This window comes from Pseudomonas sp. S11P7, assembly GCF_023195435.1.
GTDB lineage: Bacteria > Pseudomonadota > Gammaproteobacteria > Pseudomonadales > Pseudomonadaceae > Aquipseudomonas > Aquipseudomonas fluorescens_G.
Genome location: NZ_JALPKS020000002.1, coordinates 517787 through 539418, shown reverse-complemented (window position 1 = coordinate 539418; position 21632 = coordinate 517787). Strand labels below are relative to the sequence as shown.

The 21632-nt window shown below is 59.6% G+C and carries 16 protein-coding genes and 2 pseudogenes; 10 read left to right on the top strand and 8 right to left on the bottom strand.

Annotated elements, in window-relative coordinates:
- Positions 1 to 89: 89 nt before the first annotated feature.
- Positions 90 to 395, top strand: a pseudogene (locus M0746_RS02620) (DUF6124 family protein); the annotation flags it as partial.
- A gap of 238 nt (positions 396 to 633) precedes the next feature.
- Positions 634 to 1086, top strand: coding sequence for a hypothetical protein (locus M0746_RS02615; RefSeq protein ID WP_258448115.1), 453 nt, complete (start codon positions 634 to 636; stop codon positions 1084 to 1086).
- Positions 1087 to 1792: 706 nt separating this feature from the next.
- On the opposite strand, the gene M0746_RS02610 is transcribed toward M0746_RS02615, so the two are convergent.
- Positions 1793 to 1981 (bottom strand): hypothetical protein, encoded by a 189-nt coding sequence (locus tag M0746_RS02610; RefSeq protein WP_258448114.1) that lies wholly within the window; start codon positions 1979 to 1981, stop codon positions 1793 to 1795.
- Between the two features lie 329 nt (positions 1982 to 2310).
- Here M0746_RS02610 and M0746_RS02605 point away from each other — a divergent pair, with 329 nt between their 5' ends.
- From M0746_RS02605 to cmoB, 5 genes are all read left to right on the top strand, one after another.
- On the top strand, positions 2311 to 2673 hold the full coding sequence (locus tag M0746_RS02605; RefSeq protein WP_208939888.1) for a hypothetical protein: 363 nt from the start codon (positions 2311 to 2313) through the stop codon (positions 2671 to 2673).
- A gap of 335 nt (positions 2674 to 3008) precedes the next feature.
- Complete coding sequence (gene lon / locus M0746_RS02600; RefSeq protein ID WP_203419368.1) at positions 3009 to 5426, top strand: endopeptidase La; 2418 nt, start codon at positions 3009 to 3011, stop codon at positions 5424 to 5426.
- Between the two features lie 186 nt (positions 5427 to 5612).
- The gene (locus M0746_RS02595; RefSeq protein ID WP_208939886.1) at positions 5613 to 6005 is read left to right on the top strand and encodes a protease inhibitor I42 family protein; all 393 of its coding nucleotides are present in this window, start codon (positions 5613 to 5615) and stop codon (positions 6003 to 6005) included.
- 208 nt (positions 6006 to 6213) lie between these two features.
- Entirely contained in the window at positions 6214 to 6957 is a 744-nt protein-coding gene (gene cmoA, locus M0746_RS02590; protein WP_203419370.1) for a carboxy-S-adenosyl-L-methionine synthase CmoA, read from the top strand.
- Positions 6954 to 7910, top strand: a complete 957-nt coding sequence (cmoB, locus tag M0746_RS02585; RefSeq protein ID WP_258448113.1) for a tRNA 5-methoxyuridine(34)/uridine 5-oxyacetic acid(34) synthase CmoB — start codon at positions 6954 to 6956, stop codon at positions 7908 to 7910. The genes cmoA and cmoB overlap by 4 nt, the downstream gene beginning before the upstream one ends.
- Positions 7911 to 8043: 133 nt before the next feature.
- Here cmoB and tadA read toward each other — a convergent pair whose 3' ends face one another.
- The 7 genes and pseudogenes from tadA to treP form a co-directional block, all read right to left on the bottom strand.
- On the bottom strand, positions 8044 to 8541 hold the full coding sequence (gene tadA / locus M0746_RS02580; protein WP_258448112.1) for a tRNA adenosine(34) deaminase TadA: 498 nt from the start codon (positions 8539 to 8541) through the stop codon (positions 8044 to 8046).
- On the bottom strand, positions 8541 to 9917 hold the full coding sequence (locus M0746_RS02575; RefSeq protein WP_258448111.1) for a multicopper oxidase family protein: 1377 nt from the start codon (positions 9915 to 9917) through the stop codon (positions 8541 to 8543). The genes tadA and M0746_RS02575 overlap by 1 nt, the downstream gene beginning before the upstream one ends.
- 116 nt (positions 9918 to 10033) lie before the next feature.
- Positions 10034 to 10324: a PTS transporter subunit EIIB gene (locus tag M0746_RS02570; RefSeq protein ID WP_208939882.1), complete on the bottom strand. Its 291-nt coding sequence runs from the start codon at positions 10322 to 10324 to the stop codon at positions 10034 to 10036.
- A 2-nt stretch (positions 10325 to 10326) separates the two neighbouring features.
- Positions 10327 to 12855 (bottom strand): phosphoenolpyruvate--protein phosphotransferase, encoded by a 2529-nt coding sequence (ptsP, locus tag M0746_RS02565; RefSeq protein WP_258448110.1) that lies wholly within the window; start codon positions 12853 to 12855, stop codon positions 10327 to 10329.
- Between the two features lie 62 nt (positions 12856 to 12917).
- Positions 12918 to 14140: pseudogene (locus M0746_RS02560) on the bottom strand (carbohydrate porin).
- Between the two features lie 105 nt (positions 14141 to 14245).
- Positions 14246 to 15895 (bottom strand): alpha,alpha-phosphotrehalase, encoded by a 1650-nt coding sequence (gene treC, locus M0746_RS02555; protein WP_258448109.1) that lies wholly within the window; start codon positions 15893 to 15895, stop codon positions 14246 to 14248.
- Between the two features lie 21 nt (positions 15896 to 15916).
- Positions 15917 to 17359: a PTS system trehalose-specific EIIBC component gene (gene treP, locus M0746_RS02550; RefSeq protein ID WP_258448108.1), complete on the bottom strand. Its 1443-nt coding sequence runs from the start codon at positions 17357 to 17359 to the stop codon at positions 15917 to 15919.
- A gap of 235 nt (positions 17360 to 17594) precedes the next feature.
- On the opposite strand from treP, the gene treR reads away from it, so the two are divergent.
- From treR to M0746_RS02535, 3 genes are all read left to right on the top strand, one after another.
- Complete coding sequence (gene treR / locus M0746_RS02545) at positions 17595 to 18299, top strand: trehalose operon repressor (protein ID WP_258448107.1); 705 nt, start codon at positions 17595 to 17597, stop codon at positions 18297 to 18299.
- A 116-nt stretch (positions 18300 to 18415) separates the two neighbouring features.
- Positions 18416 to 20356, top strand: a complete 1941-nt coding sequence (locus M0746_RS02540; protein ID WP_258448106.1) for a dermonecrotic toxin domain-containing protein — start codon at positions 18416 to 18418, stop codon at positions 20354 to 20356.
- Positions 20254 to 21546 (top strand): membrane-targeted effector domain-containing toxin, encoded by a 1293-nt coding sequence (locus M0746_RS02535; protein ID WP_258448105.1) that lies wholly within the window; start codon positions 20254 to 20256, stop codon positions 21544 to 21546. The genes M0746_RS02540 and M0746_RS02535 overlap by 103 nt, the downstream gene beginning before the upstream one ends.
- Positions 21547 to 21632: the final 86 nt, after the last annotated feature.

Below are 21632 nucleotides of genomic sequence, written 5' to 3'. Positions count from 1 at the left end.
TACAGACGCCGGGAATTGCGCGGAGTTTTCCGACACATCGCGTCGGTTGTGCCTCGGAAATCGGCTGGATAGGCTCTTAGCGTCGCTGCAAATTCCACGACGCCGCCGACCGCGCCCTCGACCATTACCTCAAACCCAACGCCCTGACCCTGCGCTTCCACAAACCCAGCACCCTGTTCCAGGTCGCCCCCGATCAGGACAGCGAAAGCCTGCTGGTCCATGCCTGCGAATCCCTGGCCCAGGCCAGCCTGATGGCCAGCGACATCGCCGCCTACATCGACCTGCCGCAACGCCGCACGATTCTGGCGATCCAGCAAATCATCATGCTCGCCGAACTGGCGGTGAACCGCGTGCTGGATAACCACGAGATCCCACAGCCCCCAATACACAGCTAACCCACCGTAGGCACGAAACTGCCCGCGAACCACTGTTTCAGCCAGCTAATAGATCGCTGACGAAACCCAATCGCGGGCAGGCCTTTACACACCTGATCAGCATCACGCCTTCGATATAGCCCATATCAAGAATTCTTATCGCGAACACGTATTAAAACCTGTCACATATGACAGTTCACTGTCTTCTCCCGCCCACTCAGACTTCCTTCTCCAACTAAATCGTTACAGGAAGCTCCCCATGAACAATCCGAAAGCATCCCCAGCAATTTGGGTAAACGGCATTCTTAACGTTGAGGTAAAAGGCACCATTGGCGGCACGGCCGTCAATCTGACCAGCTTCCTGACAAGCAGCATTTCTGCGTCTTTCAACCCACTGGGCGGTTACAGTTTCGCTTTCGAAGTTAACGACGGTTTATCGAGCAAGCGAAAAATCTCCATCTCGCTTCGTAAGTTGCTTGATCCTTCAATTGCTGGCTACTTTGAATATGTCGTTACCGAACGGGATATCCATCCTTATGACTATGAAGTGACATCCGCTTCCAGCATTGCTGTAAGCCAACTCAATAGCGGCCTGTACTTATATTCCCTCGACAACCTGAAAATTTCCGCCAAGGCAGTCCACGGCGATGAAACGCGTGAACTTACCGGTAGCGGATACTTTTTTCTCCAAGAGCTGAATTACCCTATCTAGCACGCAGATCAGGTTTTCAGTCATCGGCACCCGCCTTTTCGTCACATAGAGAGAACTGACGGAGAACGCCCACCGACGTGACATACCGAGACGAATTAACATTCTGAAAAGCCTCTCACCCTAGCCCTCTCCCAGAAAGAGAGGGGACTGACCGTGGTGGATGCGAGAGCTGCGCCGACCTGAAATACCGTGTCGTACGCAAATTTCGAAGCCAACACAAATCGGCTCCCTCTCCAGGGGGAGAGGGGGCTGACCGTGGTGGATGCGAGAGCTGCGCCGACCTGATATACCGAGTCGTACGCAAACTTCGAAGCCAACACAAATCGGCTCCCTCTCCAGAAGGAGAGGGGGCTGACCGTGGTGGATGCGAGAGCTGCGCCGACCTGAAATACCGTGTCGTACGCAAATTTCGAAGCCAACACAAATCGGCTCCCTCTCCAGAAGGAGAGGGGGCTGACCGTGGTGGATGCGAGAGCTGCGCCGACCTGAAATACCGAGTCGTACGCAAACTTCGAAGCCAACACAAATCGGCTCCCTCTCCAGGGGGAGAGGGCTGGGGTGAGGGGCAGCCACACCACAACCCCCAAGCCAACCACCCGCTTCTAACCACTCATTACGATGAGCGAAGCTCGAGTGCCCTCGATCTTGCCTGACCGGCGACATCGAAAGGCTGAGAACGCTTGTCGTGAGCGCTAACCCGACAGAATCAACAGGCTTGTCCTCCATTCCTCATCCGTTGCAATCGATCAATGATCAGTTGCTCTGCGTGCTTGCGGGTCGCCAGCAACAAACTCTTTTCCGTTTCGCTATAGATCACCTGGAAACGCAAGCCTGGCGTGTCGGTAGAGTATTCGCGAATGATGCAATCACTGTATTTCGTATCGGTATAACTCATGGTTCGATTCCTTGACGTTAGTACGGTCGCGAACGCCTCTTTGGCACCCGAGATTGAATTGCACAATCTTCTGCCGATTGAGTCATATGTCTACTGTCAGAAATTACAGGGAATCGCGGCCAATTCGAAATAAACCCCACGAAACCCAAGTTCGATCGAACAAAGTCAACATAACAACATCGCCCCCACCTATTACTGACCTATCGTCAGACGAACGGTCTAAAAACCGCCCAATAGCTGTAATTTCTGACAGTAGACCATCACTATTCCGCACCTTAATGTTTCCAAAGGAATCACCCGTACAGCTACTCAGCAAATGGAGATGCACGATGAGCATGAATTTGATTGCAACTGATAAAGATCTGAACGCGCAGCTTCGGCAAATTGACCAAGATGATGTGGTTTCACCGGTAGAGTTTCAGGCACTTCGAGATCGCGCTGACGAAGCGGCTAAGGAGGTGGCGCCTGAACTTCGCGAGGCGTTGCTGGTATTCCAGAAAGCGGCCGACCAAACAGCCGAAGCGTTGCAAAAACTTGGCCTTCAGGCGCGCAAATTGAAGCTGGGTGTACCTGACCAGGATGTACAAAAAGACGAAATCAAAAACGCCACTAAAGCGATGCTTAAAAAGTGCGTCGAGTTCCAGTTGGCTTATGTCGTCGTCGGGTACAAATCCAGCCTCGAAGCGCTTTGAGACTGGTTTGGTAATCACCTTGTCCACTGGCTGCGGCGTTGTATTAAAGCGCCGCCGCCACGTAGCGGCGCAGTCCAGCTCGCAAAGTCATCGACGCTGATACACCGCATGCGCGAGCAGGCTCGCTCCCCACGGAAAAGCAAAACCGCCAGCCGCAGCCCCCGAAGCACCGGGTATACCTCCTAAACCCCAAGAACATAGTCGGCCCAGACCGCCAGGTCCAAGGCGTGAACCCTGTCAAAACCCTGAACACACAAGCAGAAACACCACCCCCCCATTGAAACCACCCAACCCCTGCCCCATCTAAGACCCATACCCCATTGCGCAGGTGCCCCATGACCGACCAGCAGGAACTCCCGGACAACCCCGACGACTACAGCGAAGCCGAGCACATCGAACACACCAGCTCCGGCACCGGCCTTGCCCTGCCCGGCCAGAACCTGCCGGACAAGGTCTACATCATCCCGATCCACAACCGCCCGTTCTTCCCGGCGCAGGTTTTGCCGGTCATCGTCAACGAAGAACCGTGGGCCGAAACACTCGAACTGGTCAGCAAATCCGAACACCACTCGCTGGCCCTGTTCTTCATGGACACCCCCCAGGAAGACCCGCGCCACTTCGATACCGGCGCCCTGCCCGAATACGGCACCCTGGTCAAAGTCCACCACGCCAGCCGCGAGAACGGCAAACTGCAGTTTGTCGCCCAGGGCCTGAGCCGGGTGCGCATCAAGACCTGGCTTAAACACCACCGCCCGCCGTATCTGGTCGAAGTTGAATACCCGCACCAGCCGACCGAGCCGACCGATGAGGTCAAGGCTTACGGCATGGCGCTGATCAATGCGATCAAGGAACTGCTACCGCTCAATCCGCTGTACAGCGAAGAGTTGAAGAACTACCTCAACCGCTTCAGCCCCAATGATCCGTCGCCGTTGACCGACTTCGCCGCCGCCCTGACCTCGGCCACCGGCTCCGAGCTGCAAGGCGTGCTCGACTGCGTGCCGATGCTCAAGCGCATGGAAAAAGTCCTGCCGATGCTGCGCAAGGAAGTCGAAGTCGCGCGCCTGCAAAAAGAAATTTCCGCCGAGGTCAACCGCAAGATCGGCGAACATCAGCGCCAGTTCTTTCTCAAGGAACAGCTCAAGGTCATCCAGCAGGAACTCGGCCTGACCAAAGATGACCGCAGCGCCGACCTCGAGCAGTTCGAGCAGCGTCTGGAAGGCAAAGTCCTGCCGGCGCAAGTACAAAAGCGTCTGGAAGAAGAAACCCACAAACTGTCGATCCTGGAAACCGGCTCGCCGGAATATGCGGTTACCCGCAACTACCTCGACTGGGCCACTTCGGTGCCGTGGGGCGTGTACGGCGAAGACAAACTCGACCTCAAGCACGCCCGCAAAATCCTCGACAAGCACCACGCCGGGCTGGACGACATCAAGGACCGCATTCTCGAATTCCTTGCCGTCGGCGCTTACAAAGGCGAGATCAGCGGCTCGATCGTGCTGCTGGTCGGCCCGCCGGGCGTGGGTAAAACCAGCGTCGGCAAGTCCATCGCCGAATCCCTCGGCCGGCCGTTCTATCGCTTCAGTCTCGGCGGCATGCGCGACGAAGCCGAGATCAAGGGCCACCGCCGCACCTACATCGGCGCACAGCCGGGCAAACTGGTGCAGGCGCTCAAAGACGTCGAAGTGATGAACCCGGTGATCATGCTCGACGAGATCGACAAGATGGGCCAGAGCTACCAGGGCGACCCGGCCTCGGCGCTGCTGGAAACCCTCGACCCGGAGCAGAACGTCGAATTCCTCGACCATTACCTCGACCTGCGCATGGACCTGTCGAAAGTCCTGTTCGTCTGCACCGCCAACACACTGGATTCGATCCCCGGCCCGCTGCTGGACCGCATGGAAGTGATTCGCCTGTCGGGCTATATCACCGAAGAGAAAGTCGCCATCGCCAAGCGTCACCTGTGGCCGAAGCTGCTGGAAAAGGCCGGCGTGTCCAAGGGCAGCCTGAGCATCAGCGACAGCGCTCTCAAGGCCTTGATCGATGGTTACGCCCGTGAAGCGGGGGTGCGCCAGCTGGAAAAGCAGATGGGCAAACTGGTGCGCAAAGCGGTGATGAAGCTGATCGACGATCCGAAAGCCGTGATCAAACTCGGGCCAAAGGATCTGGAGGCGTCACTCGGCCATCCGGTGTTCCGCAACGAACAAGTGTTGTCCGGCACTGGCGTGATCACCGGCCTGGCCTGGACCAGCATGGGCGGCGCCACATTGCCGATCGAAGCCACGCGGATTCACACGCTTAACCGTGGATTCAAGCTCACCGGGCAACTGGGCGATGTGATGAAAGAGTCGGCCGAGATCGCCTACAGCTACGTCAGCTCGCACCTGAAGCAATTCGGCGGTGATGCGAAGTTCTTCGACGAAGCCTTTGTTCACTTGCATGTACCGGAAGGCGCCACGCCGAAAGACGGCCCGAGCGCCGGCGTGACCATGGCCAGTGCCTTACTGTCTCTGGCACGTAATCAGCCGCCGAAAAAAGGCGTGGCGATGACTGGCGAATTGACGCTGACCGGGCATGTACTGCCGATTGGCGGGGTGCGCGAGAAAGTGATTGCGGCGCGTCGGCAGAAGCTCTTCGAATTGATCCTGCCGGAAGCGAACCGCGGCAACTTCGAGGAACTGCCGGATTATCTGAAGGAAGGCATTACTGTGCATTTTGCCAAGCGGTTTGCCGATGTGGCGAAGGTGCTGTTCTGACAGTTTTTAGCGCCTGATATACCGCTATCGCGAGCAGGCTCACTCCTACATGTGGAATGCGTTCCCCCAAGGAGTGAGCCTGCTCGCGATGGCGTCGGTCGGGTCAATGCAATACCCGCCTGTCACACATCGCCTCATCTTCAGTTATGCTCGCCGTTCGTCGTAACCGCCGGAGCCACTGACCCCATGTCCGCCACTCGCCTGTTTCTTCCCCTCGCCCTCTCGTTGCTGGCCGCTTGTGCCACGCAGCCAAAACACAACGTGACCGTGGAAAAACAAAGCGAATGCCCGGTGCGTCTCAGCACCGGACAAAACCTGATCATCACCCTGCCGAGCAACCCGACCACCGGCTACCGCTGGGCTATTCAGGATTCCGCTGGCGGCGTTCTGCGCGCACTCAGCCCCGAGGTTTACAGCAACCCGGAAGATGCCGGCGTGGTCGGCGCGGCGGGCGTTTCGACCTGGCGTTTTCAGGCCTTCGCCGCCGGCACCGGGCGTTTGCGCCTGACTTCGCAACAACCGTGGGCGCCGGAAGTGCTGCCAGTGGAAACCTTTGACTGCGCCATCTCGGTGAACTGATTTCAAGAAAACCGCGCTGGCTTCTTCGCGAGCAGGCTCGCTCCCACAGGACACCGCGATCCCCTGTGGGAGCGAGCCTGCTCGCGAAAGCAATTTTCCTGACGCCGATGTTTTTGCGCCCGGACGGTGCTTTATCAGCAACCCAAGCATCCCCGCGCCACTTTGGCTAAAATGCCGGCCTTTTCCATCGACACCGCCGGAAACCGCCGTGAGCAAAGAACCCGATCGCCTATTCGCCCAGCCTTTGGCCCAGGTGCCTGACTTCGCCTTCAACGAAGACGTGGTGCGGGTGTTCCCGGACATGATCAAGCGCTCGGTGCCGGGTTACCCGACCATCGTCGAAAACCTCGGCGTGCTCGCCGCGCAATTCGCCCAGCCCAATAGCGTGCTTTACGATCTCGGCTCGTCGCTGGGTGCCGTGACTCAGGCCCTGCGCCGCCACGTACGCACCGACGGTTGCCGTGTGATCGCTGTGGATAACTCGGCGGCGATGGTCGAGCGCTGCCGCGAATACCTCAACGGTCAGGATTCGATGTTCCAGGAATTGCTGCCGGTCGAAGTCATCGAAGGCGACATTCTCGCCCTCGACTTTCAGCCCGCTTCGGTGGTGGCGCTGAACTTCACCTTGCAATTCATCGCTCCCGATCAGCGCACCGCGTTGCTGTCGCGCATTCGCCAATCGTTGCTGCCGGGCGGCGCGCTGATCCTGTCGGAGAAGCTGCGCTTCAACGATGCCGAGGAACATGCTCTGCTCACCGATCTGCATGTGGCCTTCAAACGCGCCAACGGCTACAGCGAACTGGAAATCGCCCAGAAGCGCAGCGCCATCGAAAACGTCATGAAGCCCGACAGCCTCGAAGAACACCGCGAACGCCTGCTGGCCGCCGGGTTCTCGAAAGTCGTGCCGTGGTTCCAGTGTCTTAACTTTGCCTCGTTGATTGCCTTGCCATGATTGATCTGTCCCCCCTCGCCCGCCGTCTGGCCGGTACACCGCTGGCCGAATGGGCCAACACCCTGCAGGCGCAACTCGACAAGAAAATGGAGAAAGGTCACGGCGACCTTGAACGTTGGCAAAGTGCGCTGGACGCCCTGCCGAAGATCCAGCCGAGCGAAGTGGATTTGCTCCACGGTCTGAAACTCGACACCGATTGCGACGACGCAACCCGCGCGCAGATGCGCACCGCGCTGATGGGCTTGTCGCCGTGGCGCAAGGGCCCGTTCGATCTGTTCGGTGTGCACGTCGACACTGAATGGCGCTCGGACTGGAAATGGTCGCGCGTCGCCCCGCATCTCGACCTCAAGGGCAAGCGCATCCTCGATGTCGGCTGCGGCAACGGTTACTACATGTGGCGCATGCTCGGCGCCGGCGCGGACAGCGTGATCGGCGTCGACCCGAACTGGCTGTTCTTCTGCCAGTTCCAGGCGGTGCAGCGCTACTTGTCCGAGCCGAACGCCTGGCACCTGCCGTTCCCGTTCGAAGACCTGCCGGCGAACCTCGAAGGTTTCGACACGGTTTTTTCCATGGGCGTGTTTTACCACCGTCGCTCGCCAATCGAACACTTGCTGGCGCTGAAAGATTGCCTGGTCAAGGGCGGCGAACTGGTGCTGGAAACGCTCGTGGTGGAAGGCGACAAGCATCAGGTGCTGGTGCCCGAAGATCGCTACGCGCAGATGCGTAACGTGTGGTTCCTGCCGTCGGTGCCGGCGCTGGAATTGTGGCTGCGCCGTGCTGGCTTTACCGATGTTCGTTGCGTGGATGTCAGCACGACGACGGTCGAGGAGCAGCGCGGGACGGAGTGGATGAAATATCAGTCGCTGCGCGATTTTCTTGATCCTGAGGATCACAGCAAAACGGTTGAGGGGCTGCCGGCGCCGATGCGGGCGGTTATCGTCGCCAAAAAGTAAGCAATCTCGCAAACGCTGCAAAAACCTGTGGGAGCTGGCTTGCCAGCGATAGCGGTGGATCAGTCGACATCTATGTTTGATGTGCGGACGCCATCGCTGGCAAGCCAGCTCCCACAGGGTTCAGTGTGGTTGTTTAGATAGTAGGCTTGGCTCTGCGGGCTTTGAAAAACTCGGTCAACACCGCCCCACACTCGTCAGCCAACACCCCGCCCTCATACACCACCCGGTGATTCAAAAAGCCTTGGGTAAAAAACTGTCCCTGGCTCTGCACAATCCCCGCTTTCGGCTCCAGCGCGCCATACACCACTCGCGCCACCCGCGAATGCACGATCAGCCCGGCGCACATGCTGCACGGCTCCAGCGTTACATACAGGGTGCTGCCCGGCAGACGATAGTTATCCACAGCCTGAGCCGCAGCGCGGATCGCGACCATTTCCGCATGGGCACTCGGGTCGCTGGCGCTGATCGGGCAATTGAAGCCGCGACCAATGATCTCGCCGTCCTGCACGAGCACCGCGCCCACCGGCACTTCGCCGAGGGCTGCGCCTTTTGCGGCGAGGGCCAGGGCTTCGCGCATGAAGTCGCGGTCGCGGCTGCGGTCGATGATCGCCGCGGGGCGAATCTGGCGCATCACTTTACCTCGATGGCGGCCATCAGGCCGGTTTCCATGTGGTCGATCACATGGCAGTGGAACATCCACACCCCTGGATTATCGGCCACCAGCGCCACCTGCGCGCGCTCGTTCTTGCCCAGCAGGTAGGTGTCGGTGAAATACGGAATCACCTTGTGCCGGTTCGACGCAATCACCTTGAAGCTCATGCCGTGCAGGTGGATCGGGTGCTGATACTGGGTCATGTTCTTCAATTCGAGGATGTAGCTCTGGCCCAGCTTGAGGCTGGCAATCGGTCGATCGGCGCAAGTCTTGTCGGTGATGTCCCAGGCCTTGCCGTTGATCTGCCACAGGCTCGGCGGTTTGCCGTTGTCGACATTCACCGACACCGAACCGACCCACTCGAAATTGAAGTTGAGTTTCTCGGCATTGGCCAGGTCAGGCTCGGCCACCGGGTTGGCCGGCAGGGCTTTTGGCCAGTCCGTTGGTGCATCGCTATTGGCCACTGAACGCAGTGTGCCCAGGCGCACCGGGCCGTTGCGTAGCGACAGTTCTTCGCCCGCCGCCGGGGCCTTGATTGCCAGACAAATGCGCATGCCCGGGCCGAGCCAGTATTCCTTGCCCAGCGGCCGTGGTTCGACCGGGTTGCCGTCCAGCGCGTAGATTTTCGCTTCGACGCCGGGAATGTTGATGCGATAAGTCAGGGTGTTGTCGAGGTTGAGCAAGCGCACGCGGGTGATCTGCCCGGCCGGCAAATCGATCACCGGCAACGGCACGCCATTGATCGTCGACAAGCGCCCCGCCGTGCCGCCCCGCGCGGCTTCGCGAGGAATACTGAATTCGACGAAATTGCCTTGATCATCGATGTGCCAGTTTTTCAGGCTCAAGGTCTTTTCGTATTGGAAACCGGTCGGCTCGCGTTCTTCGACGATCAGCGGCCCGACCAGCCCGCGACCGAGTTCTTCGCTGCTGCTGACGTGCGGGTGATACCAATAACTGCCGGCGTCCGGCACGCGGAACTTGTAGTCGAAGTATTCGCCCGGCAGCACCGGCAATTGCGAGACGTAGGGCACGCCGTCCATTTCCAGCGGCAGACGTATGCCGTGCCAATGAATGGTGGTCGCTACCGGCAAGTGGTTGATGAAGCGCACCCGCAGCCATTCACCCTGACGCACCCGCAGCTCGGTGCCCGGCGCCGATGGGCCGAACGCCCAGGCTTCGGTCTTGTGCCCCGGCACCAGTTCGACGTCCAGCGGCGCGGCAATCAGCTCGTAGTCGTGGCCCGCTTCGGCGTCGGCCATTTTGCCGAGCCAGTAACGCGACGCGCCCCCCGCCCCCATGCCAACGACAACAAGACCGGCCAGGCCACCGAGGATTTGGCGACGGGTAAAGGACATGAACTCAACTACCTCACGTATCAGCGACAGGCCCCGAGGGCCCGCAAAAGGCGAATACGATACACCTGCGGTTGAGAAACAGTAAGGGCGACCCGCCGCCGCACATCAGTTGCAGGCTAAGCACGCAGCCCGGTAATCAGGTGCACCACGCCGTTTTCCAGGGGCATCACGCCCGCGACGCCAGCCTCGCTCAAGGCTTGTTCATCCAGCCGCGACACATCGCGCAACGTCACCCGCACCCGCGTCAACGCCACTGGCTGCTGCGACTGCAGGTTATCCACACCGCCCAACGCGGCAACGATGGCGGCGCTCAACCCGTCGTCCGGCGTGGCTTGCACGCTCGGTGCCTCCGGCACCAGGTCCGGGGTCAGGGCTTTCCAGAAGGCTTTTTGCAATTGATCGAACATCTTCAGTTCTCCATAACGTGCGCGGTTTCGACACTCGCTTCGTGAAACAGCTGCAATGCCTCGCGCACCTGTCCGGCGCTTTCCAGGCCAAGCACCTGTTTGGCGACGACCTGACAATCGGCCAGCGCCAGTTCGCGCACCGTGGCCTTGATCGGCGCAATCATCGGCACGCTCACCGACAGCTCGTCCACACCCAGGCCCAACAACAGCGGCACCGCCAAACGCTCGGACGCCATCGCGCCACACACCCCGACCCACTTGCCGTGGGCGTGCGCAGCCTTGACCGTCGTGGCAATCAGGCGCAGCACCGACGGATGAAAACTGTCGGCCTGACTGGCCAGACGCGGATGATCACGATCCATGGCCAGGGTGTACTGGGTCAGGTCGTTGGTGCCGATCGAGAAAAAATCCACCAGCGGCGCGAACAGGTCGGCCATCAGCGCGGCCGCCGGCACTTCGATCATGATCCCCAGTTTCGGCCTTTCGGTGAGGCCCAGCGCCAGCGCTTCTTCTTCAAGCATCTGCCGCGCCAGACGCAGCTCCGCCAATTGCGTGACCATCGGCAGCATGATGTGCAGGCGCGTCAGTGCGCAGCAGCCAAGCATGGCGCGAAACTGCTCGCGCAATAACTGCGGGCGTTCCAGGCACAGGCGAATGCCGCGCAGGCCGAGGAATGGGTTGCTTTCGCTCTCCATCGGCACGTAGGCCAGCGGTTTGTCGCCGCCGACGTCGAGGGTGCGCACCACCAGATTGTGTTCAGGCCCGACACAACGGGCGATGGCGCTGTAAGTGGCGACCTGCTCGTCATGGCTCGGCGCATGGTTGCGGCCCAGATACAGAAACTCCGAACGCAGCAGCCCCACTCCGGCGCCGCCCATGGCCATGGCCTGCTCGGTTTCCGCCAGCGAGGCGACGTTGGCCGAGACCTCGACGTGCTGCCCGTCGCGAGTGCAGGCCGCGAGCGCAGCGTGCTCCAGGTCAAGGGCATGGCGCTGTCGCTGTTGCGCATGGCGCGCCTGCCATTGCTGGATCGTCGCCGCGTCCGGCTGCACCTGCAATTCACCTTTGTCGGCATCGAGCAAAACCTCGGTGCCGTTGCGCAAGGCGAGCATTTGCACCGGCACACCGCAGATCGACGGCAGGCCGCATGCCCGCGCGAGAATCGCCACATGGCTGGTCGCACCGCCACCGACCGTGGCGAAACCGAGCACTTTGCGGGTATCGATGCGGGCGGTTTGCGACGGGGTCAGTTGGTCGGCGATCAGAATGCTGCCTTCCGGCAAATCCAGCGTCTGCTCGTCGATGCCCAGCAGGCGCTTGAGCACACGCTGGCCGACATCGGTCAGGTCCGCCGCCCGCTCTGCCAGCAGCGCATTGCCGAGCTGGCGAAACATCGCTGCAGTGGTTTCGGTCGCCGTGCGCCAGGCGAAGGCCGCGCTTTTGCCCGTGTCGATCAGCGCCGCAGCCTGTTCGAGCAGGCCGGGGTCTTCGAGCAATTCCTGATGGGCCTTGAAAATCTCCGCTTCAGCCTCGCCCGCGGCGGTATCGCGCAGATGCTGCAAGGCCAGATCCGCTTCGATCAGGGCATTGGCCAGCGCTTCCCGCTCACTATCGGCATCGCCGCCGAACTCGTCGATGTCGAAGCTCGGTTCGCTGATCTGTACCACATGGCCCAGCGCCGAGCCGGGAGAGGCGCAAACCCCACGCAGCAGGGTCAGTGGCTCGGTGGCGGCGACCGCGACGGGCGCCTGCGCTGTCACCGGTTCACCGCAGCCCTCGGCCAACAAGCGGGTCAGCGTGTCGATGGCTGCCTGCGCATCATCGCCCACCGCACTGACCTGCACGCTGTCGCCAAACGCCGTTTGCAGCGCCATGAGCGCCACCAGCGATTTGCCGTTGGCTTGCGCTTGCTGTTTATGCAGATGAATGGTTGCGGTAAACGCCTTCGCTGCCTGGGCGAACACCGCCGCCGGGCGCGCGTGCAGGCCATTGCGGTTGGGCAGGATCAGCGCAGGCGAAAACAGCGCCTGGCCTTGTGGCGCGCTGGCTGTTTCGCTCAATCCTTGGGCAGCGCTGATTTCGAGCAACGGCTGGCCGCGTTCGACCAGTCCGCTCGGCTCGACCAGCCAGGTGAACGGCTCGCCGCTGACCACCAGCATCAAGGTCAGCAGGCTGCGGGCGTGGCGGGCGATGTAGTCGGCATCGAACTCGATCAGCGCCTGTCCGGCGGCGACCTGCTGCCCTTCTTCGACCAGACGGGTGAACCCCTGTCCGGCGAGGTTCACCGTGTCCAGACCGATGTGCATCAATACCTGCACGCCGTGCTCATCGGTGATGCTCACGGCATGCCCGCTGGCCTGCACGTTGCTGACCACGCCGGCCAGCGGCGCGCACAGGGTCGACGAGGTCGGATCGATGCACAGACCGTCGCCGATCACGCGCCCGGAAAACACCGGATCGGGCACCCGGTCCAGCGCCATCAGCACGCCGGACAAAGGCGCCAGCAGTTGTAAGGGTTGGGGTGTGGCCATGACGTCACCTGCAATTTTCATATTGAAGTACCGACGGAGCGCGACGCTGCCGTCAGCATCGCTTATTTCCACCAGTATTCGACCTGCAATCCGACGTTCGCACCGTGGCGAGCGTTGCCGAAAGCGCCGCTGTCAGACAGTGCCGAGCCTTTCGCCAGTAGATTGGCCGCGCGTTTTGCCGCCTCGTTCCACGTCGCATAGGTGTAGTACAACCGCACCTCGGGGCGCGCCCAGAAGGCCGGGCCTTTCGGCGACCAGGTCGGGGCGACGGTGAATTTGCTCAGCTTGCGTGTTCCCCCGGCGCATCGACCTGATCGTGGCCCAGCTCGGTGACCAGTTTGAACTGCTCGGTGAACGCATAAGCCGGCCGCACGCCCAGCGACAGCCAGTTCTGATCGGCACCCTGCGCACGCATGTCCTTTTGATACACCGCTGCGATCTGTCCGCCAAAACGCGGCGTCAGTTGCCAGTCGAAAAACTCGACGATGCGATAGCTTTTATTGCTGTCGTCGAGTTTCACATCGCCGGTATAACCCAACCCGGTGCCGGGCCCTTCGCCGTATTGCAGGGCCAGTTTGTTCTTGCCGCCGAGGAACTCGCTCTGCACATGTTGCGTGGTGATCGCCCAGCCGCGATGGGCGTCGCGGCTGTCGGGTTTGTCGATGAAGCTCAGTCCGAATTCCAGTTCGCCGCCCGGGTTGCTCTTGAATCCGCCTACGTTGAAATCGTGCCGATTGATGTAGTCCTTCTGGTACAGGTTGTCTTTGCGCGAGAACGCGTAGCTGTACTTCAGATCGCCGATCAACACATCTTCAATGCCGCCGCCGGTGGCGCTCTGGTTCCAGTAATAGAAGTCGGAAATGTGAATGTCGTTACGCTTGTAGTAACGGCGCCCGGCCCACAATGAACCACCGTTGAGCGCGGGCATTGCCGACCATTGCGCGTAGGCCTGGGGCAAGCGGATCGAACCGGTGTGGTCTTTGAATGCAGGTTTGCGGTCGTAGCGGTTGTACAGCGAAGCCATGCCGTCGACGCTCAACACCGAACCGTCCTCCAGCGTGTACAGATCCTGACGCAACTCCAGCTCGCCGTATTGTTCGCATTCGTTGCCCAAGCGATATTTGGTCTGCGCGCCGGGCAATTGAAAGCACGATTGACTACTGCTGTTGACCGACGTACCGACACCGCTGCGCAAGTAACCGCCGAACTCCAGCGCATGTGTCGACGCGGGTAACGCCAGGCAAAAACCTGTCACCGCAAGGCTGCGTTTTATTGTTGTTTTCATGAGCCACCCCATTTTTTTATTGTGTGGTTGCAAAAAATCAGCGCGCAAAGCTCCCCCGCGCAGTGTTCTGCGTGTTTTTTTCAAACGTGGTTTACGGGTTAAGAATCAGGGATCGATCAGGTGCACTACGAACGACTCGTAAGGTCGCAACGTCAGCTGTCGAGTGCGCGGCGCGGCGCCCGGGTAATTGCTGATCACGGTTCGCTGGTGCATGGATTCGTTGATGACGCTTGCGGGCAATTCGATCTCACACGGCGTGCCGTAGAAGTTGTTCACCACCAGCAAGCGCTCGGCGTCGCCCTCTCGCAGATACGCCCAGACTTGCGGATGCTCGGGCAATAACTGTCGGTACAGCCCGTCGGTGATCAATGGCTCGCTGCGACGCAGCGCGATCAGCGTGCGGTAGTGATGCAACACCGAATCCGGGTCATCGAGCTGCCCCGCGACGTTGATCAGCGTGGCATTGGCCGGCACACCGATCCACGGTTCGGCAACACTGAAACCGGCGTTCGGCGTCGCGTCCCAGTGCATTGGCGTACGCCCGTTATCGCGGGACTTCTGCATGATCGCCGCCATGTTGTCGGCATCGCTGCTACCCGCCTCGCGCTTGAGGCGGAAGATGTTCAGAGTCTCCACGTCGCGGTAATGCTCGATCGACTCGAACCCCGGATTGGTCATGCCCAGTTCTTCGCCCTGATACACAAATGGCGTGCCCTGCAGAAAGTGCAGTGCGGTGCCGAGCATCTTCGCCGACAGCTCGCGAAACTCGCCGTCATGGCCAAAGCGGGAGACCACCCGCGGTTGATCGTGGTTACACCAGAACAGCGCGTTCCAGCCGCCACCGGCCTGCATGCCGGTCTGCCAGTCCGAAAGAATCCGCTTGAGCTGAAGGAAATCGAAGTCGGCGCGAACCCACTTCTGCAGGTTCGGATAATCGACTTTCAGGTGATGAAAGTTGAAGGTCATCGACAGCTCTTTCGACTGCGGATTCGAATAGCGAATGCAGTGTTCGAGACTGGTCGATGACATCTCGCCGACGTTGATCAGGTCGTAGCCTTCGAAGACTTCGCGGTGCATCTGCTGCAAGTAGGCATGCACGTTCGGCCCGTCGGTATAGAAGCGCCGGCCATCGCTTTGGTCTTCGGGAAAGTCTTCGGGCTTGGAGATCAGATTGATCACGTCCAGACGGAAACCACCGACACCCTTGTCGCGCCAGAACTGCATCATTTTGAAGACTTCGGCGCGTACCTGCGGATTGTCCCAGTTCAGGTCGGCCTGAGTGTGGTCGAACAGGTGCAGGTAGTACTGACCGGTTTGCGCTTCGTATTCCCAGGCCGAACCGCCGAATTTCGACTCCCAGTTGTTTGGCTGATCGCGCCAGATATAGAAATCACGATAAGGATTGTCGAGACTGCTGCGCGCCTGTTGAAACCAGACGTGTTCGATCGAGGTGTGATTGACCACGATGTCGAGCATCAGCTTGATCCCGCGCTTGCCCGCTTCGGCAAGCAGCAATTCGCAGTCGGCCATGCTGCCGTAGCTCGGATCGATGGCGTAGTAATCGCTGATGTCGTAGCCATTGTCCCGTTGCGGCGAGCGCAGGAACGGCGTGATCCACAGACAGTCGACACCCAGCCAGTGCAGATAATCGAGCTTGGCGACAATCCCCAGCAGATCCCCGGTCGGGTTGCCGGCGTGGCTATGAAAACTTTTCGGATAGATCTGGTAGATCACCGAACGCTGCCAGTCCTGCATGGCACAACTCCTTCAGATATCTCAGGCAACCCGATAACCGGGGCGGACAATCTTCATGCTCAGCGCGCAGGTCAGAACGAACGGCACGAGCATGGCAATCAGCATGCCGACGACGAACATCGGGATGTACTGCGGAATGATCGAAATGAACCCCGGCAGACCACCGACGCCAATCGCCGACGCCTGGATGCGGTTCAACGAAAGGAATATGCAGCCGAGCGCAGAGCCGACCAACGCGGCATAGAACGGGAACTTGTAGCGCAGGTTGACGCCGAACATCGCCGGCTCGGTGATGCCGAAATAAGCGGAAATCGCTGAGGTCGAAGCCATGCTCTTGTCCCGCGCATTGCGCGTCATCCAGAACACCGCCAGCGCCGCACTGCCCTGAGCGAGGTTGGACATGACGATCATCGGCCAGATGAAGGTGCCGCCCTGGTTCGAGATCAATTGCAGGTCCACGGCGAGAAACATGTGGTGCATGCCGGTGATCACCAGCGGCGCATACAGCAGCCCGAAAATCAGACCGCCCACCAACGGCGCCAGATCAAACAGCATCACCAGACCTTCGGTAATGTAGATGCCGATATGCCGCGTCACGGGACCGATGATCGCCAGCGCCAGCACGCCGGTGACGACGATGGTGGTGATCGGCACCACCAGTAATTGAATGGCGTTGGGTACCCGGGCACGCAGCCATTTTTCAATCACACTCATGACATAAGCGGCCAGCAGGATCGGCAGGATTTGCCCTTGATAGCCGACTTTTTCCACCTGAAACAAACCAAGAATGTCGAAGTACGGCAGTTGCTGCCCATCCAGCCCGGCCACTGCTTTGCCGTAGTTCCAGGCGTTGAGCAGGTCCGGGTGCACCAGCATCAGGCCGAGCACGATGCCGAGAATTTCGCTGCCGCCAAAACGCTTGGCCGCCGACCAGCCCACCAGCGCCGGGAGAAACACGAACGAGGTGTTGGCCATCAGGTTGATCAGGCTCCACAGCCCGTCGAGTTTCGGATAGGCATCGAGCAGGGTCTGCCCGTCGATGAACATGCCTTTGGCGCCGAGCAGGTTGTTGATGCCCATCAGCAGGCCGGCAATGATCAGTGCCGGCAGGATCGGCATGAACACGTCGGAGAACACCCGCACCAGCCGTTGCATGGCGTTGATCTTTTCCGCGCTCTTCTGTTTAACGTCGGCAATGGTCGATGCGGCGAGACCGGTCTGCTTGCGCAGTTCGGCGTAAACCTTTTCCACTTCCCCCGGCCCGATCACCACCTGATAGAGGCCACCGGTGAAAAACGAGCCTTTGACCAGATCAATCTGGTTGAGCGTCGCGGTGTCGACCAGGCTCGGATCTTTCAGAGCCAGACGCAAACGCGTGACGCAATGGGCGGCTTGTTCGAGATTGTTGGCGCCCCCGAGGCTTTGCAGCAAGTCCCTGGCGATGTTCGGGTAGTCGTGGCTCATGCTCGTTCTTCCGCTGTGGATTGTTGTTATTGGCAGCACGCCGAAGCGAAAAATACTCGTACAGACGAGTTAATGCAACAACTCGTCTGTACGAGTTTGTTTATGCATATTCCCGCCAGACCAATCGCGAAATTTCCTACTTCTCCCTAAGCCGATTTCTATCGTCCACATGGACAAAGCCCTACCCTGGCCTTAAGGTTCGAAGCTTTGAGCAGCCTCGGCACCGAGCCCATCCATGAGCAAATACAACCAGATCTACAACGATCTGCTGGCCAGTATCACCACTGAACGTCTGGAGCGCGGTGCCCGCCTGCCGTCCGAAACCGAACTCATGGACAGCTATCAGGCCAGCCGCGGCACGGTGCGCAAGGCGATCGAACTGCTGCAGGAACGCGGCTTCGCGCAAAAGGTTCACGGCAAAGGCACCTTTGTGCTTTCGACCAACCCGATCGAGTTTCAGCTCGGCGGCATCGTCAGCTTTCAGGAAACCTACCCGCGCCTGGGCAACGACGTCAGCACCGAAGTGGTCGAACTGAGCCAGTTCGCCCTCGAAGGCGCCCTGCTCGACCACATCCACGCCGAACCCGGCAGCCTGATCACGCGGATCAAGCGCGTGCGGCGGATCGACGGCAAACGGGTGATCCTCGACATCAACCATTTCGTCAGCGACGTGATCCCCGGCCTGTCTCTGGACATCGCCGAGCAGTCGATCTACGCCCATATCGAGCAAACCCTGCAATTACAGATCGCCTATGCCCAGCGCACCATCGAGGCAGTGCCGCGCAGCAAGGACGATCAACTGCATCTGGACCTCGACGGCCAGAGCCACGTCATCGTGGTCAGCAACCAGACCTTCCTGCAGGACGGCCGGCAGTTCGAATACACCGAATCACGGCATACGCTGGACAAGTTCTTTTTTTCAGATGTGGCGCGGCGTTGATACACGCGACTGCATTCGTAGAACATCAACAGAACACCCGGCGATAGCCGGGTAACGCACTCGCCTCGGGCGCATCGGTCATGCTCGATCCTTGTTTTCTCAAGGATGAAAAACCCATGACCGTTCCCGAACGCCGTCTGCTGCCCAACGCCGCAGACAAAACCGCCCTGAAAACCCTCGCCACGACCCTCGTGAAAACCTGCCCGGGTCTGTCTGACGCCGCGCGTCAAGTTGCCAGCGAACTGCTGCTGGCCAAAGGTCTGTCCGGCCTCGATCCCGATCAAGTGTATTTCCATCGATTCAAAACCGCGCAGAGCAGCACGCTGTCGTTTACCGGTTGGGAACATCTGCTGGAAAAGCCCTACGAAACGCTGACCCTCACGCAACTGGTCATTCATCGCTTTCGCGCGACCGATCAAGACAACGCCGACCTGCTCGGTCTCTACTGTGGCTTCTATTCGGAGGGTCCGGACGGCGAAAATTTCAATCAAGGCAATGAAGTGCGCTTGCTGGGCAGCGATGTTCTGAAGGTGTTCTGGGAAGTCGACTTCAGCACGCGCTACAGCGAGCAATTGAGTAACTTCTGGCAAACCTCAGCGGATGATTTTCGTGTTCTGAGCAAGTGCAACTTCCTCAGTCAAGCGGTGCAGGCGCTGCAACAGCACGACCTTGAAGGCGATGATTTTCAGCGCATCATCGCCTCGGTCATCGGACCGATCACCTGGCCCGTTACTCTGCAAATGCTGCGAGCGACCTACCCGGTCGGCGCGCAAGTACGCGCGCTGGATCTCGATGGCCACGTCGCTACCGATGTGCTGCGTCTGGTCGAAGACAGCGGCCGGCAGACCCTTTACTTGCCAGGCGAAGCCCCGGCTTTTCGCTTGATGGAAACCGAGACGGATCTGCACGGGTGGCTGCTTGAGCAGATGAATGGCGAGGACAAACGCAGCGCATTGCTCAAGCATTTCCCGCTCGCCGAGAGTCACCGCATCAGCGAAAACCTCACCGATCTGATGAACCGCCTGGTGAGCACATGGGGACGCAGCGATCACCGAATGATCAATCGCAGCAACGTCGCCGTCGCCGGGGACGCGTTCACCTGGTTAAGCGAATCGACACGCAGCGCCATGGTTGCTGAAGCCCATCTGACGCTGACTTCCAACAGCGACCTGCGCAAAAAACTCTGGATGGGTTATCTAAGCGCGGGCCTGAAAGTCTTCGGCCCGATGGCGGCGGTGGGCTGGCCGGCGGCGTTACCGTTGATCGGCGCCAGCATTGCCAACATGGGACTGAACATCGATCAGGCCGTCAACGGTATCACCCCCGCCGAACGCAAAACGGGACTTACCAATGCGGTGCTAAACGCTATTGAAATCGTCCTGGACGTGCCGTTTCTGATCGGCACAGGCGCGCAACTGGAAGTCGGCCCGCAAGTCGAGTTTGCCGAGGCCGAAGAAATGGCCGGGTTGATCGAGTTCACTTCGTCGGGCACGCCTCTCCTGCCGCCTGTGGAGCCGCCCCCTGCCGCGCTGATTGAAGAAGCCAGCACCGAATTGGCCAACGACATTCCCATCGAAACGCCCTCCACCACATCCGTCCAGTCCTCGACGACTGCCGCTGCACAACAGGGCCCCTCCGCGCCGGGGATTCCCGCCCGCTATCGGTGCAACGAGGTACTTGTATCGGACGCCGTTGAGTCGGCCCCTGGAAATTTGAAGGTATCTACCGTCTCGACAAGGAGCCACGCTACGCGATCAGAATCGGTGACGACGCGTACTACGTGCACTACTTTGCCGATTCCGAGGAGAGCGGCCACTGGGCGGTCGTCAATCCCGAGCGTCCCAATCAGTTCGCTTATTCGCTGCCGGTACGCTTCGGTACTGGCGGCAAGTGGGAGCGCATCCCTGCGTTGCGGCTCAGGGGCGGCGGTCAATGCGTGGGCAAGTCGTGCACAATGGATATCGAAACGACACCCGAGCCGTCGACGACAACGCCCTCGGCGGAGTTGCCGCTGGTTGAACCGGTTCCCGGGTCTGCGCGTCCGCTGCGTCTGGTGACGCCCCTCCACGAGGTCATGGGGATGGACATGGCAGCGCTAAGAAGATGGGCGATGAATCTGCCTGAAACCTTCGCTACGCTGCCCAGCGCCGCTCACGGCAATCGACCGATTGCCGAGGTGTTTGCCGCCTACTTCGGGCAAAGGCGCGCCATTCTGCTCAACGAGGCCAAGGAGTTCTACTCGGAGCTGAACTGGACCAACCTGCCCGCCCGGCCGGTCATTCCGCCAGTTACCTCCACGATGACGATAGACGAACTGATCGACGGTATTTTTGCCAACAGCAGGGGGCTAGTGATTGGCGAGACGCTGGATCGCATCACCAGCATGGGGTTCATGATCGAAAACATGCCGGTGTTCGCACGGCACATCGATACCCTTTACGTGCGTGGATTGCTCAGTGATTTTGCTCAGACTGATCTCAACGACTTTCACGTGTCGGGAGAGATGTCACAGGATCTGCGTACCTATCTGGCCAGCCTTGGCACCGACCCCAATGAACGGTTCAACGTCCTTGAGCTGGTCAGGACCGCGCAGGCCAACGGCGTCCGGGTTCACGGCCTCGACGTGGCGCAAAATTACAAGCCGAAGGTACCGCTCACCTCGATTGAAGAACAGATGATGCACGCTCGCCTGACCACTCGAATCATGTGGGGTGACGAAATCCTCAACAAACCGGGCAAATGGGTTGTATTGAACGAAGCAACGAATACCAATAATTTCAGAAACCTGCCGGGCATCAGCGAACACATGGGCGGCATCGGTTTACGGATCGAAGAGGTTTCGCCTGCAGAGGAGGCAGGCGTCAGTATCGATCCCGGTGTGAAAATCGTGCGTGGCCCGTTTGACAACGGCGCATCGACCCGCGCCTCAGTCGACGTGCTCTACGCTGACCTGCGGTTGCAGATCAAATCAGCTGCGCCGCAATGGACGCCCGCGGCGCAGGAAAAGCTGCTGCATCGCAATGGCATGTTTCTGATCGAAAAGAGCCAAAATGCCTACACACTGGTACGTCGCGACAGCTCAAGCAACATCGTGCGAATTACAGTCAATCAAAGAAGGGATGGCCAGTTTTACATATGGGCGCAGTCGTTGCCTCGAATCAGCGGCATCATGTTTCGTGACATCGCTGCGTTATCCCAGCGGCTGATAGAAATCGGCCTGACCCTGCAAAGTCGCCTGCCTACCTGAGCCGTTTTTCGGGATCATCAAACGAAAAAAACCCTTGGCCTGGGGCCAAGGGTTTTTTGTTTACTCGATGCGCCGATCAGTGTGCA